Origin of the sequence: Enterobacter cloacae subsp. cloacae ATCC 13047, from assembly GCF_000025565.1 — a bacterium.
GTDB lineage: Bacteria > Pseudomonadota > Gammaproteobacteria > Enterobacterales > Enterobacteriaceae > Enterobacter > Enterobacter cloacae.
In genome coordinates, this window is the sequence record NC_014121.1 from 3,563,072 (window position 1) to 3,577,891 (window position 14,820).

The 14,820-nt window shown below is 50.5% G+C and carries 12 protein-coding genes and 2 pseudogenes; 9 read left to right on the plus strand and 5 right to left on the minus strand.

Features of this window, described 5'->3' with window-relative positions; genetic code table 11:
* Nucleotides 1-14 precede the first annotated feature (14 nt).
* Nucleotides 15-434 (minus strand): annotated as a pseudogene (locus ECL_RS17225) (YagK/YfjJ domain-containing protein); the annotation flags it as partial.
* A 708-nt stretch (nt 435-1,142) separates the two neighbouring features.
* Between ECL_RS17225 and ECL_RS17230 the strand changes: the two are divergent.
* Entirely contained in the window at nt 1,143-1,742 is a 600-nt protein-coding gene (locus ECL_RS17230) for a hypothetical protein (RefSeq protein ID WP_046481664.1), read from the plus strand.
* A gap of 2 nt (nt 1,743-1,744) precedes the next feature.
* Here ECL_RS17230 and ECL_RS17235 read toward each other — a convergent pair whose 3' ends face one another.
* Nucleotides 1,745-2,023, minus strand: a complete 279-nt coding sequence (locus ECL_RS17235; RefSeq protein WP_052746920.1) for a YkgJ family cysteine cluster protein — start codon at nt 2,021-2,023, stop codon at nt 1,745-1,747.
* Between the two features lie 232 nt (nt 2,024-2,255).
* Here ECL_RS17235 and ECL_RS17240 point away from each other — a divergent pair, with 232 nt between their 5' ends.
* Entirely contained in the window at nt 2,256-3,236 is a 981-nt protein-coding gene (locus tag ECL_RS17240; RefSeq protein WP_013097975.1) for a DUF4236 domain-containing protein, read from the plus strand.
* A 15-nt stretch (nt 3,237-3,251) separates the two neighbouring features.
* On the opposite strand, the gene ECL_RS17245 is transcribed toward ECL_RS17240, so the two are convergent.
* Both ECL_RS17245 and ECL_RS17250 read right to left on the minus strand, forming a co-directional pair.
* Nucleotides 3,252-4,399, minus strand: a protein-coding gene (locus tag ECL_RS17245) for an IS3 family transposase (protein WP_164928064.1) whose coding sequence is annotated in 2 segments (ribosomal slippage) — nt 3,252-4,162 and nt 4,162-4,399 — 1,149 coding nt in all. Because the reading frame shifts where the segments join, the coding sequence is not laid out codon by codon here.
* Nucleotides 4,400-4,614: 215 nt separating this feature from the next.
* Nucleotides 4,615-4,698: pseudogene (locus ECL_RS17250) on the minus strand (YkgJ family cysteine cluster protein); the annotation flags it as partial.
* Nucleotides 4,699-4,860: 162 nt separating this feature from the next.
* Here ECL_RS17250 and yeiP point away from each other — a divergent pair.
* Nucleotides 4,861-5,433 (plus strand): elongation factor P-like protein YeiP, encoded by a 573-nt coding sequence (gene yeiP, locus ECL_RS17255; RefSeq protein WP_013097977.1) that lies wholly within the window; start codon nt 4,861-4,863, stop codon nt 5,431-5,433.
* 116 nt (nt 5,434-5,549) lie between these two features.
* Here yeiP and uxuA read toward each other — a convergent pair whose 3' ends face one another.
* Nucleotides 5,550-6,740, minus strand: a complete 1,191-nt coding sequence (gene uxuA / locus ECL_RS17260; protein WP_013097978.1) for a mannonate dehydratase — start codon at nt 6,738-6,740, stop codon at nt 5,550-5,552.
* A 204-nt stretch (nt 6,741-6,944) separates the two neighbouring features.
* Between uxuA and ECL_RS17265 the strand changes: the two genes are divergently transcribed.
* The 6 genes from ECL_RS17265 (at nt 6,945) to ECL_RS17290 (ending at nt 14,815) form a co-directional block, all read left to right on the plus strand.
* A complete protein-coding gene (locus tag ECL_RS17265; RefSeq protein ID WP_013097979.1) occupies nt 6,945-8,411 on the plus strand; it encodes a mannitol dehydrogenase family protein in 1,467 nt (488 codons plus the stop codon).
* Between the two features lie 123 nt (nt 8,412-8,534).
* Nucleotides 8,535-9,521 (plus strand): CobW family GTP-binding protein, encoded by a 987-nt coding sequence (locus tag ECL_RS17270; protein ID WP_013097980.1) that lies wholly within the window; start codon nt 8,535-8,537, stop codon nt 9,519-9,521.
* A 33-nt stretch (nt 9,522-9,554) separates the two neighbouring features.
* Nucleotides 9,555-10,268, plus strand: coding sequence for a phosphatase PAP2 family protein (locus ECL_RS17275; protein ID WP_029883087.1), 714 nt, complete (start codon nt 9,555-9,557; stop codon nt 10,266-10,268).
* Between the two features lie 415 nt (nt 10,269-10,683).
* A complete protein-coding gene (gene mepS, locus ECL_RS17280; protein ID WP_023619753.1) occupies nt 10,684-11,253 on the plus strand; it encodes a bifunctional murein DD-endopeptidase/murein LD-carboxypeptidase in 570 nt (189 codons plus the stop codon).
* Nucleotides 11,254-11,378: 125 nt separating this feature from the next.
* A complete protein-coding gene (locus tag ECL_RS17285; protein WP_013097983.1) occupies nt 11,379-12,935 on the plus strand; it encodes a cyclic di-GMP phosphodiesterase in 1,557 nt (518 codons plus the stop codon).
* Nucleotides 12,936-13,009: 74 nt separating this feature from the next.
* Nucleotides 13,010-14,815, plus strand: coding sequence for an extracellular solute-binding protein (locus ECL_RS17290; protein WP_013097984.1), 1,806 nt, complete (start codon nt 13,010-13,012; stop codon nt 14,813-14,815).
* Nucleotides 14,816-14,820: the final 5 nt, after the last annotated feature.

The window sequence follows — 14,820 nt, forward strand, 5'->3', positions numbered from 1 at the left end:
TTCAGGGGGCTACATCACAATTTCGATGTTGAATACAAGCGCGTTCCCTTCCCTGTCTGCGACTTCCCGCGTTCTTTTGCCAGGTAAGAAAGCCAGAATACCGGACCTTCGAGTGTCGAAGGATCATCACGATGAATGACGTAGTGATCGGGATAGTCTTTAGTGGCTTTAGACAAGTTCACAAGTGTTGCTTTCCCACCAGTCAGTTTCATCCAGATTTCCGTAATAACACCAGCAATACCTCTTTCAGGAGTTCCAAACCACCTTACCGAACGATGTGGAAGTGCAATCCAGCAATGGTAATGGGGCTGTGATGCCTTTTCCTGTTCGCAAACCCAACCGTACGCAAAATCGATAATAGGTTCCGATAAACCGTTGTTCCCTGACTCCAGGCGGGCACGTAATCGTTTGAACAGTTTGCGTATGTATTCGTTAGAGCGAAAAGGTTGAGCCAATCGAAGACTGTATCCTCTTTGAAATTGGGGAGCACAGCAATGAAACGATACAGGAAAACCAGTGTGTAAGATCTGGAAGGATGATGAATCACGAACGAAGAACATTACAGCTTTAAACAAATACAATTAACGTATATTCAGATCACTGTCTTTTACCTTACCAAATCTACCGACCTAATTATTACCGACGAGTCGCGTAGCGACGAAGTTTCACGAGGCGAAGCCGAAGTGACACACAGCATTTTTGAATGTTAACAGTAAGACTATCACTTGTTCGCTTCGCTCACTGCGTGATACTTCGTCGCTACGCGACTCGTAGTAGTTATATTATGTTATTAAAAGTTCTGATTAGGCTGATCCCTGTCATCCGTTCGCTACGCTCACGTCTGAACTCGCTTCGCTCGAAACCTTTCAGAATTATTGCTTGGGTATGATTTCAACGAGGCGCAGCCGAAGTTGCTATATATTATAGGTAAAAATAAAACCCATGCAAACCAATGAGTTACAAGTATACACGTCTTTTTCATGTCTCTTTTAAGGCGTTTTAATGCAAATAAAAACTTATATATATCAACAAGTTAAAAATACATATCTTTGCATGTCGCGTTTTTTGGGACATGCAAATTTTGATTGTCCACGAAAGATGATAAATAATGGCATCAACAACGAATCTAGGTAGACGAAACCATGAATTTACACTTTACAATTTTTCCCAAAAGAATACAAAAAGAACCCTATTTCCTTCGCGAATCCACGGTAAAACTGAACCGAGTTGGCAATAACCGAGTAAAATCGCAATTCATTTTTAAACGTTCTTTCAGCCAAATAGCACTCATTCTGGACCTCGATAAAAGTGAAGTAGACCGGGTCAGAAAAATTAAACAACGGCTTCCTGATCATAAATTGATAGGGATTGCCCGCTGGATCATTGCACCACTTGAAAACAGCCAATCGGCTTTATGTTATCTTTTTGTCTGTGAAGACAATGTCGCGTACCTATCTGCACCTGAGATGGTTTTTACTAATGACATCATATCAATAGACTCATCAACCAGACGTTCGGTCTATAAAACAACTTACAACCTAACTAACCCCGATACGAAATATGGGTATATTAACCTTCGTTTTCATTCTGAATACAAACTGGTTACAAAAAGACGTGGTCCATCAAAAACTAAAAAATTATCCGAAGGTAAACCGCCTTCTGACTATGCATCTTTGTTGGTTGAGTATGAAGCTTTACGCAAGGAAGTCGAGCGGTTAAAAAAATATGATAACGCAGAATGAAATTATAGATGGAAACTGTTCCCAATCGAAGGTGCTGTTGCTTCCTCTAACTGGATAAGGTAAATAAAAGCTTCTTCACGGTTCGTAGAACACATATCTATCGACGGTTGTAGACTGCCGCATACTTTAGGGCGCAGGGGTGAGCCAAAGATGCTACATAGGTTATCCTCCGATAACTGAACACATCTTACATTAGCTGGTTTCCCCTGTGGCATTCCCGGAATTGGACTTGAAATCGAAGGTGCAGTACAACAAGCCCCGCAATCGATACGACACTTCATTATAGAATCCTTGCTCATCCCCCACTCAATTATTGACAGTAACAGAATGTCCTACTGACTGGTAGCCTGCCATCTATATCTATGCTTTCAGAATGTAGCCGTTAACTTCTAATGTATTGAAAAAATAAGTAAAAACATAAATTCGTTCCCATGCATTTCTTAATCTATTCTTTTTTTCAGTGTAAAATCTTGCTCAGAAGTACTGTCATGCAACTTATTACATGGAGTTACTATGGGCTTTTATGTTAAGAAGAGCATTCGCGTTGGACCGATGAGATTCAACCTATCCAAATCAGGAGTCGGTGCATCTATTGGTATAAAAGGACTGAGGATTGGTACTGGCCCAAGAGGAAATTACATCCACATCGGCGCTGGCGGGGTCTATTATCGTGCTTCGCTTTCACCAAGTATGATCCCACAGGACGGCAAGAAGGTTCAACGTGTACCTGATGAATCCCCAGTAGAACATGACAATACGCATGCACCTCTTGAGGAAATCGAGTCATCTCATATCTCGGAAATCGTTGATTCCAATTCCCGAGAACTGCTTGAAGAGTTGAATAACAAACGTAAAAAGTTACAAATATGGCCCTTCGCTATTTTCCTTTCGATTGCAATTTTACTTTACGGTTTTTCACAGGCATGGCCTGAGTGGTGCCTGGCAATAGGATTTATCGCAGGGGGAGCTGTTTCCGTTTTTGCTTACATGTACGATCAGCTAAGAAAGACCACTGTTCTTTTTTATGACTTTGATGACGAAATGATGGCATGTTACCAGCAACTTCATGATAGTGGGGCTATGCTTGCAAGCTGCTCAAAGGTATGGCATGTAGAAGCTTCTGGAGCTGTTTATGACCCTAAATATCATGCCGGAGCAAGTAACTTGCTACGTAGAAAAACAACCTCTATCAGCAAATCAAATCCTCCCTTCGTTAAAACAAATATTGAGACGATTGCCATCAATGTAGGTCGTCAAACATTACATTTCTTTCCAGATAGAGTACTCGTTTTTGACCGTGACGGTGTCGGTGCTGTTAGTTATGACCAACTATTCATTAACGTTGGTAATAGTCAGTTCATTGAAAGCGAAAGTGTGCCCGGAGATGCCTTAGTCGTTGGCAGGACATGGAAGTATGTTAACAAATCGGGTGGTCCTGACAGACGATTTAAAGACAATACAGAAATTCCTATATGTCTATATGAAAATCTTTGAATCGCCACGGATAATCTAGACACTTCCGAGCCGTTGATAATACTGGTTTTCATATTCTGTCGGTGACATCTGTTCGCTAGAACCATGCCGACGCTTACTGTTATAAAACATTTCGATGTAATCAAAAATATCACTGCGGGCTTCTTCCCGCGTTCCGTAGATCTTTTTCTTTATCCGTTCACGTTTCAACAACTGGAAAAAACTTTCTGCAACCGCATTATCATGGCAGTTACCGCGACGGCTCATGCTACCCTCCAGGCCGTGTGATTTCAGGAACGACTGCCACTCATGGCTTGTGTACTGACTGCCCTGATCCGAATGAACCAGCACCTGTTTTTCGGGATTACGCCGCCATACAGCCATCAGCAGTGCGTTCAGGACAATGTCCTTTGTCATCCGGGATTGCATGGACCAGCCGATAATTTTGCGTGAGAACAGATCAACAACAACGGCAAGATACAGCCAGCCTTCGTGGGTCCTGATGTAGGTTATGTCCGTTACCCAACGCTTATCCGGAGCATCCGGATTGAACTGTCGCTGGAGCCTGTTGGGCGACACGATACTGGCCTCGCCTTTACGTGCCCGCGGGCTCCGGTATCCGACCTGAGCCTTTATCCCGACACGTTTCATCAGTCGCCAGACTCTGTTTACTCCGCACTGTTGCCCGCTGTCACGCAGATCCAGATGGATTTTGCGATAACCATAGACGCATCCCGATTCCAGCCAGAACTGTTTAATCTGTCCTGTCAGTCTCAGGTCTGCCTGATGGCGTTGTGAATGCGGCTGCTGAAGCCAGGCGTAAAAACCACTGGGATGAACATCCAGCACCCGACAGAGCAGGCGAACAGGCCAGCAACAGGAGTTGTCACGGATAAAGGCGTACCTCAGTCGGACAGCTTTGCGAAGTACGCCGCGGCTTTTTTTAATATGTCCCGTTCGTCGGTAACCCGTTTCAGCTCTTTCTGGAGACGGCGGATCTCGGCCTGAGCATCTGACTGTTCTTTATTAGTGGAAGAATCCGGACCGTACTTCTTTATCCAGGCATAAAGGCTGTGGGTGGTGATATCGAGACGTGTTGCAACGCTGGAAACAGAATAACCGCGATCAACAACCTGTTTGACTGCTTCAGTTTTAAACTCTTCGGGATAACGCTTACCGCTCATGGGCACCTCTCTTTAAGCCATCTTAAATGACTCTGAGGTGTCTGTTAAACCCGTGGCGATTCACTTTCGTTCACAAGTCATTCTGGACTAAATGAGTTATTACAGCTGTCTAAAATTGGGTATGGGGAATGTTTTTCACATGCAATTGAAACACTTAGCAAGAAAGTCATATCTTCTTAGTTAAGTCGTTTTTATACTGTGAATAATTGACTATTGGGCTTGCCCTCCGGCATTCCTGGAATGGGGCTGGAAATGGACGGTGCGGTACAGCACGCGCCGCAATCGGGACGACAATCCATAAATGCTCTCTATTGGTGAAAGACCCGCGCAGTCGGGTATCGGGCGCACAGTAACACCTTTTGTGTATTGATAGCAAAAGCCACGAATTCGGCTTGCCTGAAAGGCCGCGCACGAGTAATTTGGCGCGATATTTTTTACCTCCCGTAGACAGGATTACTGCAATGCCAAGAGCGAACGAAATTAAGAAAGGTATGGTACTGAATTACAACGACAAACTGCTGATTGTAAAAGATATCGATATTCAGGCCCCGAGCGCCCGTGGTGCAGCAACGCTGTACAAAATGCGTTTCGCCGATGTACGTACCGGCCTTAAAGTGGAAGAACGTTTTAAAGGTGACGATATCGTTGATACCGTCACTCTGACCCGTCGCTATGTTGATTTCTCCTATATCGACGGCAACGAATATGTATTCATGGATAAAGAAGATTACACCCCGTACATCTTCACCAAAGATCAGATTGAAGAAGAGCTGCTGTTCATTCCTGAAGGCGGTATGCCGGATATGCAGGTTCTGACCTGGGACGGCGTGCTGCTGGCGCTGGAACTGCCGCAGACGGTTGATCTGGAAATCGTTGAAACGGCACCGGGTATCAAAGGCGCGTCCGCCAGTGCGCGTAACAAACCCGCGACGCTGACCACCGGTCTGGTGGTGCAGGTGCCTGAATACCTGTCCGCGGGTGAGAAAATCCGCATCCATATCGAAGAAAAACGCTATATGGGTCGTGCTGACTGAGTGCGGCTTTTGTCGGATGGCGGCTTCGCCTTACCCGATCTACAAAAACACAAAAACCGGCTCTCAGGCCGGTTTTTTGTAGGCCCGGTAAGCGTAGCGCCACCGGGCAACAGCACTTACAGAAGTTCAGGATACTTCGTCATCTTCAGCGCCAGCTCTACGCCGCGCACTTCTGCCATCCCTTTCAGGCGGCCAATCGCCGAATAGCCCGGGTTCGTTTTCTTACGCAGATCGTCCAGCATCTGGTGTCCGTGATCCGGGCGGAACGGGATAGGACGTAAATCGCCAGCCAGTTTACGACGTGCCTCTTCCGCCAGAATGGCATCCACCACCGCCACCATATTCACATCACCGCTCAGGTGCGCCGCTTCGTGGAAGGTTTTCGGGTTCTCTTCACGGCAGGTTGCACGCAGATGCGTGAAGTGAATACGATCGCCAAAGGTTTCAATCATCCGCACCAGGTCATTATCCGCACGCACGCCATACGAGCCCGTGCACATGGTAAAGCCGTTATAGATGCTATCGACCGTCTCTTTCAGCCACTGCATATCTTCAATGGTTGAGACGATACGCGGCAGGCCGAGGATGGGACGCGGAGGATCGTCCGGGTGTACGGCCAGACGCACGCCCGCCTCTTCCGCGACCGGCACAATCGCGCGCAGGAAGTACGCCATGTTTTCGCGCAGCTGATTTTTATCAATGCCGCCGTACTCTGCCAGACGGGCGCGGAACTGATCCAGCGTGTAGCCCTCTTCTGCACCCGGCAGGCCCGCGATGATATTGCGGGTCAGCTTTTCAATGTCTGCTTCGCTTGCTGCGTTAAACCATTCGCGCGCCTGCTGCTGCTCGTCGGCCGTGTAATCGGCTTCCGCGCCAGGGCGTTTCAGAATGTGTAACTCAAAGGCCGCGAAGGCGATCTGATCAAAACGCAACGCTCGGGAACCGTCTGGCAGCTGATACTCAAGGTCAGTACGCGTCCAGTCAAGAACAGGCATGAAGTTATAGCAAACGGTATCGATGCCGCAGGCCGCCAGGTTGCGGATGCTCTGCTGATAGTTAGCAATCCAGGTCTGATACTCCCCAGAATGGGTTTTGATATCTTCGTGAACGGGAATACTTTCCACGACAGACCAGGTTAAGCCTTTTTCTGCCAGCAGCGCCTGACGCTGTTGAATCTCCTCTACCGGCCACACCTGGCCATTCGGAATATGATGCAGCGCCGTGACGACACCCGTTGCGCCAGCCTGACGCACATCATCTAGAGAAACTGGATCGTTCGGCCCGTACCAACGCCAGGTTTGTTCCATTGCCCACCCTCCAAAGTTGTTATACCAATATGTGTTACTGCGATGACGACTACCATACATGTTTAATGAAGGGGGTCAACACAGCGCCACAGATTGATTGATCGAACTCACAGAACGGCGATATTTACGGCTTACCAATTCTCTTTGTTGTCATATAACTTTACACTGGCATTGTTAATTAATGGTTAATCAGGTGTGTATTTCATGAAGACAATTGCCTCCACCTCGCTTCCTGCCCATGTTCAGCAGCCGCGCTACGATCGCTCGCTTCTGCGCTCGCGCATCGTTCACTTCGGCTTTGGTGCTTTTCACCGTGCGCATCAGGCGTTATTAACCCATCGGGTGCTGAATGCCAAAGGAGGCGACTGGGGCATTTGTGAGATTAGTCTGTTCAGCGGCGATGTGTTGATGAGCCAGCTGCGGGCGCAGGATCACCTCTTAACCGTGCTGGAGAAAGGCGCGGAGGGCAACCAGCCGATTATCACTGGAGCCGTGCATGAATGCCTGAACGCAAAACTGGACTCGCTGGCCGCCATCATTGAGAAATTTTGCGAGCCGCAGGTGGCAATTGTTTCCCTCACCATTACTGAAAAAGGCTATTGCATCGACCCCGCAACCGGGAAACTCGATTTGCAAAACACCCGGATCGTTCACGATCTGGAAAACCCGACGGAGCCCCATTCCGCCCCAGGGATCATAGTCGAAGCGCTCCACCGCCGCCGTGAACGCGGCTTACCCGCCTTTACGGTGCTTTCCTGCGATAACATCCCGGATAACGGCCACGTGGTGAAAAATGCCGTGCTCGGCATGGCGCAGAAACGCTCTGAAGACCTGGCCGGATGGATTGATACCCATGTGAGTTTCCCGGGCACAATGGTTGACAGGATTGTGCCCGCCGCCACCGATGCCTCGCTGGCGGAGGTCGCGCAGGAACTCGGTGTGGAAGATCCGTGCGCCATCAGCTGCGAGCCCTTTATTCAGTGGGTCGTGGAAGATAACTTTGTCGCCGGACGCCCGGAGTGGGAAGTGGCAGGCGTGCAGATGGTGCAGGACGTTCTGCCGTGGGAACAGATGAAATTACGTATGCTGAACGGCAGCCATTCCTTCCTGGCGTATCTGGGCTATCTCGCCGGGTATGCGCACATTAATGAATGTATGGAGGATAAGGCGTTTCGTCAGGCCGCGCGGCGTTTAATGCTGGATGAACAGGCCCCTACGCTACGTATCACCGACGTTGATCTGACGGCTTACGCCGACAGCCTGCTCGACCGTTTTGCCAACCCGGCACTGCAGCACCGTACCTGGCAAATTGCGATGGACGGCAGTCAAAAGCTGCCCCAGCGCATGCTGGATGGGATCCGTATTCATCTGGAGCGTCAAAGCGCGTGGCCCCTGCTGGCGCTGGGTGTGGCGGGCTGGATCCGCTACGTCAGCGGTACAGATGAACAAGGCAATACGATTGATGTCCGCGATCCGCTCAGCGACAAAATCCGTGCGAAGGTTGAAGCCAGCAATGACGCAAACCGCGTAAACGCTCTGCTGACGCTGAGCGAAGTCTTTGGTCACGATCTCGCACAAAACCACGTTTTTGTCGAGTCGGTGAACCAGGCATACCAACGTATTGCCCGCCGCGGGGCGCGCCAGGCTGTTATCGAAACGTTAAAACTTTAACGTTTATTGCGCTTAAGGCGAACGGACATGCGCTCCGTTTGCCCTTCCTCTTCTCATTGCGCCCTTTTTTCGTCAGGATAAGAGATAATTGTTACATCATCACAATTATCTACCGGAGCGCACGTGACCAGGACCAACCTTATTACCGGTTTTCTCGGTAGCGGGAAAACCACCTCAATTCTCCACCTGCTGGCCAATAAAGATCCGGCAGAAAAATGGGCCGTACTGGTCAATGAATTCGGTGAAGTCGGTATTGACGGCGCGTTACTGTCTGACAGCGGCGCCATGATCAAAGAGATCCCAGGCGGATGCATGTGCTGTGTGAATGGCCTGCCCATGCAGGTGGGGCTGAACACGCTGCTGCGTCAGGGTAAACCCGACCGCCTGCTGATTGAACCGACGGGGCTTGGTCACCCGAAGCAAATTCTTGATTTACTCACCGCACCGGTTTACGAGCCGTGGATAGACTTACGCGCCACGCTTTGCCTGCTCGACCCGCGACAGCTGCTGGATGAAAAAGCGGTAGCCAACGACAACTTCCGCGATCAGCTCGCCTGCGCAGATATTATCGTCGCAAATAAAGAGGATCGGGCTACGGCTGAAAGCCAGGCGGCATTCGATGCCTGGTGGCAACATTTCGGGGGCAACCGTCAGCGGGTGCAAACCACTCAGGGGAAGATGGATGTCGCCCTGCTCGACCTGCCTCGCCTGAACCTCACCGAGCTGCCAGCCAGTGCGGAGCATGCGCATAGTCATCCCGCAAAGCAGGGTCTGGCGGCGTTGAGCCTGCCGGAACACCAGCGCTGGCGACGTAATCTCAACAGCGGTCAGGGTCATCAGGCCTGCGGGTGGATCTTTGATGCCGACACCGTTTTCGACACCATAGGCGTGCTTGAGTGGGCAAGACTGGCGCCGGTCGATCGCGTTAAGGGGATTATGCGCACCCCCGACGGCCTGGTGCGCATCAACCGTCAGGGTGAAGATTTCTTTATTGAAACGCAGAATGTTGCGCCCCCGGATAGCCGAATAGAGTTAATTAGTGCGGTTAACGCCGACTGGAATGCCCTGCAGTCCAGCCTGTTGAAGCTTCGTTTAAGTTCGGGCGGCTAACGTTGCCCCTGATTTCCCTGTATGCTGAATGTTATGACAACTCGAATTCCCCTGATTTTGCTGCTCAATGTCGCCGGACTGGCGCTCTTTTTCTCCTGGTATATCCCGGTGGATCACGGTTTCTGGTTTCCGCTGGATTCTGCCATCTTCCATTTCTTTAACCAGGCTCTGGTGAAGAGTGATGCCTTTCTGTGGCTGGTGGCGATTACCAACAACCGCGCGTTTGACGGCTGTTCGCTGGTGGCGATGGGCTGCCTGATGCTCTCTTTCTGGCTGAAAGAGGACAAAACCGGGCGTCGCCGCATTATGATTATTGGTCTGATGATGCTGCTGCTGGCTGTCGCCATTAACCAACTTGCTACGGCTATTATTCCGGTCAAACGCTCAAGCCCAACGCTGTTCTTTACCGATATTTATCGCGTCAGCGAATTGCTGCATATTCCAACGAAAGATGCCTCGAAGGCCAGTTTCCCTGGCGATCACGGCATGATGCTGCTTATTTTTTGTGCGGTCATGCTGCGCTATTTCGGCAGGAAGGCGTTCGCCATAGCCCTGATTATTTTTGTGGTTTTCGCCTTCCCTCGCGTAATGATTGGCGCACACTGGTTCACCGATATTGCCGTGGGCTCGCTCTCTGTTGCGCTGGTCGCGTTACCGTGGTGCCTGATGACACCGCTGAGCGACCGGATAATAGCCCTGTTCGATCGCTATCTGCCGGGTAAAAAGCAACAAGCATTAAACAAATAATTAACCAAAATTAACGTCCGCTATCAGGGATCATTGCGATCCCTGATAGATCTCCCGCCACGATCGTTTCGCACTGTCATCTTCCCGTCATCTCTTTCATGATAAAAATGAATCAATTGCGTGATTAAGCGCCGGATCTGACTGCATTTTAAGCAATGTCGGATTTTTACTTTCTGTATCACAATTTCTTATAAAAAAAAGGCTTTTTTTACTCGCAATAGCCCTGGCAATCGGTTAATCTCGAACTCGTTTTGCCCCATAGAGATAATTATTTCCTTGGTGAATAAATTTGTGCGCTGCGCCACAAATGTGACCAGAAAGAATTGTCTCATTGTGAACAGATAATTAGTCTCGTCACGTTTGGCATTTTTATAACGATATTTGTCGTTAAGGACTTCAAGGGAAAATAAACAAAATGGTCAAATCTCAACCGATTTTGAGATATATCTTGCGGGGGATCCCGGCGATAGCAGTTGCGGTACTGTTGTCTGCATGTAGTACATCGAACACCGCAAAGAATATGCATCCTGAGACGCGTGTTGTGGGAATGGAAGATTCCTCGTCACTGCAAGCCTCTCAGGATGAATTTGAAAATATGGTACGTAATCTGGACGTGAAGTCCCGTATTATGGACCAGTATGCTGACTGGAAAGGCGTGCGTTACCGTCTGGGCGGCAGCACCAAAAAAGGTATCGATTGTTCCAGCTTTGTACAGCGTACCTTCCGTGAGCAGTTTGGGTTAGACCTGCCGCGTTCAACTTACGAACAGCAGGAAGTGGGTAAGTCGATTTCACGTACAAAACTGCGCACCGGTGATTTAGTTCTGTTCCGTGCCGGTTCAACGGGTCGACATGTCGGTATCTATATTGGTAATGACCAGTTTGTGCATGCCTCCACCAGCAGCGGTGTGACCATTTCCAGCATGAACGAGCCATACTGGAAGAAGCGCTACAACGAAGCGCGTCGCGTACTGACCCGCAGTTAATATGATGATTGTATCGTTGGTTATCCCTTGGCTGGCGATATGATGAAAAAACACTGCTTCGGCGGTGTTTTTTTTTGCCCGTTACACTGAATACATCCAGCGGCAATTCAGGAATCACGACGTCTATGTTCACCCGCTACTTTTCCAGTCATCGCAAGATACTGTTCCTCAGTATTATTACAGGTCTGGTCACTGCCCTGCTTTTGGGTTCATTGCAATTTTTCTGGAGTTACCACAAGCGGGAAGTCCGGTTCGACACCCTGATTACCGATGTGAGCCTCTACATGGAGAGCTATTTCGAAGAGTTGAAAACCTCTATCGATGTTCTTCAGCCCCTTACGCTGAACAGCTGCCATGACGTCAATGCCGAGCTGACGTCGCGCGCGGCCTTCAGCCTCAATGTGCGCGCGTTCTTACTGGTCAGGGACAAAATCGCCTTCTGCTCGTCGGCCACCGGGCCGATGGATACGCCGATGGAAGCCCTTATACCTGAGCTGCACATCAACAAGAAGATTGATATGGCATTACTGCCGGGCACGCCTATGCTGCCGAATAAACCCGCCATTGCCATCTGGTACCGAAACCCCTTGGTTAAAGACGGCGGGGTGTTTACGTCAGTTAATCTCAATCTGACCCCCTACCTGCTTTATACCGCGCGCCAGGACGACTTCGCAGGGATTGCCATCATCATCGGTGATATGGCGCTGTCCACCATGTCCAGTACCCTGGTCAGGGCGCAAGATTTACATGCCGTGCCCGAGCGTACCGCCACGCTTAAGGCCGTGCCGCTGACCATTAAGCTGTACGCTGAAAAGTGGACGAGCGACGAAATCCTCTACGCCCTCTTCTTTGGGCTGGTGTGCGGCATTGCGGCAGGATCGCTGAATTTCTATATCCTCACCATCCGCGTAAATCCCGGCAAAGAGATCCTCAGCGCCATTAAGCGCGGCCAGTTTTATGTGGTCTATCAGCCCGTGGTGGATGCAAAAGATCTGCAAATGCGGGGGGTTGAGGTCCTGATGCGCTGGAAGCACCCCACCATGGGTGAGATCCCCCCTGATGCGTTTATCAATTTTGCTGAAGCGCAGCAGCTAATTGTTCCGCTCACGCTGCATCTGTTTGACCTTATCATTCACGATGCGCCGGTATTACAGACCCAACTGCCGCCGGGCGCAAAACTCGGTATCAACATTGCGCCAGGGCATCTGCACGCCGACAGCTTTAAAGATGATATGCGCACGTTTAAAGAGTTACTGCCGCCGGATCACTTCCAGCTGGTACTGGAAATTACCGAGCGCGACATGCTCAACCACCGTGAAGCCAACAACCTGTTCGAATGGCTGCACAACGAAGGGTTTGAGATAGCGATCGATGATTTTGGAACCGGCCACAGTGCGCTGATCTATCTTGAACATTTCACCATGGATTACATCAAAATCGACCGGGGTTTTGTTAACGCCATCGGAACAGAAACCGTCACCTCACCGGTGCTTGATGCCGTACTGATGCTGGCAAGACGGCTGAACATGTCCACCGTCGCAGAGGGCGTGGAAACGCCGGAACAGGCGGCCTGGCTGCGCGAACATGGCGTTAACTTCCTGCAGGGATACTGGATTAGCCGTCCGATGCCGCTGGAGCAGTTCCGTGAGTGGCGGCCCGACCTGACGCACGCTGGCGAATAATTTCACATTGCCCGTGACGTCACTTATTATTCAGCTTAACTGAGCCGGTCTGTTAAAGAGGGAGCTGTCGCGAGATGTTTATGCGCTTCATACTGTTGCTGTTGGCACTGACGGCCCTGTCCAGCCAGGCGCAAACCATCAAAGAAGACGTTGCGTTTGCGGTGATTGGTGAACCGAAATACGCGGTGAATTTCACCCATTATGATTACGTCAACCCTGCCGCGCCGAAAGGCGGGAATGTCACGCTCTCCGCCACCGGCACGTTCGATAACTTCAACCGCTTTGCCCTGCGCGGTGTGGCCGCGGCGCGCACAGAATCTCTCTACGATACCCTGTTTGTCACCTCTGATGATGAGCCCGGAAGCTACTATCCGCTGATCGCCGAAAACGTGCGGTATGCGGATAATTTTGCCTGGGCGGAAATTTCGCTTAACCCGCGGGCGCGTTTTCATGACGGTTCGCCGGTCAGGGCAAGCGATGTCGCCTTTACGTTTCATAAATTTATGACTGAAGGCGTTCCCCAGTTCCGTATTGTCTACAAAGGCGCGTCGGTCAGGGCCATCGCACCGCTCACCGTGCGCATTGAGCTGAGCGAGCCGAATAAAGAGAATATGCTGAGCCTGTTCTCCCTGCCCGTAATGCCTGAATCGTTCTGGAAAGCCCATAAGCTGAGCGACCCGCTCTCCACACCGCCGCTGGCAGGAGGCCCGTACCGCATCACCGACTGGCGCATGGGGCAGTATGTGGTCTATTCCCGTGTAAAAGACTACTGGGCCGCCAACCTGCCGGTAAACCGGGGGCGCTGGAATTTCGACACCCTTCGCTATGATTACTACCTGGACGATAACGTGGCTTTTGAGGCCTTTAAGGCCGGAGCCTTCGATTTACGCCTGGAGAGCAGCGCTAAAAACTGGGCTACGCGCTATATCGGTAAAAACTTTGCCAAAGGCTACATCGTCAAGGACGAGCAAAAAAATAGCTCTGCCCAGGACACGCGCTGGCTGGCGTTTAATATTCAGCGTCCGGTATTTAACGACCGCCGGGTACGTCAGGCCATTACCCTGGCCTTTGACTTTGAGTGGATGAACAAGGCGCTGTTTTATGGCGCCTACAGCCGCGCTAACAGCTATTTTCAGAATACCGAATACGCGGCGCGCGCTTACCCCAATGCCGACGAGTTGACGCTGCTGGCCCCCTTCAAAGCACAATTGCCGCCGGAAGTGTTTACCACCGTGTTTGATCCCCCCACCTCCGATGGCAACGGCTTTGATCGTGACAATTTGCTGAAAGCCAGCAAACTGCTGGATGAGGCCGGTTGGGTCCTGAAAAATCAAAAACGGGTCAATGCCCAAACGGGAAAACCGTTGAGCTTCGAGCTACTGATCGCGTCAGGGGCAAACGATCAGTGGGTTTTGCCGTTTAAGCACAACCTGGCCCGGCTGGGGATCACAATGAACATACGCCAGGTGGATATCGCCCAGCTGACCAACCGCAAGCGCAGCCGGGATTACGATATGATGCAGAGCCTGTGGCCCGCGCAGCCCTGGCCAAGCTCCGACCTGCAGATTTCCTGGGCGTCCAGTTACATCGACTCCTCGTACAATGCGCCGGGGGTAAAAAGCCCGGTCGTTGACGCGCTAATTGCAAAGATCGTGGCGGCACAGGGCGATAAACAGAAGCTCCTGCCATTAGGACGCGCACTCGACAGAGTGTTAACCTGGAACTACTACATGCTGCCCATGTGGTATATGGGTGAAGATCGTCTTGCCCGCTGGGACAAATTTTCGCTGCCTGCCGTGCGCCCGATCTATTCGCTGGGCTTCGATACCTGGTGGTATGACGTTAACAAAGCCGCCAGACTCCCAGCTGAGCGGCGATAAGGAAT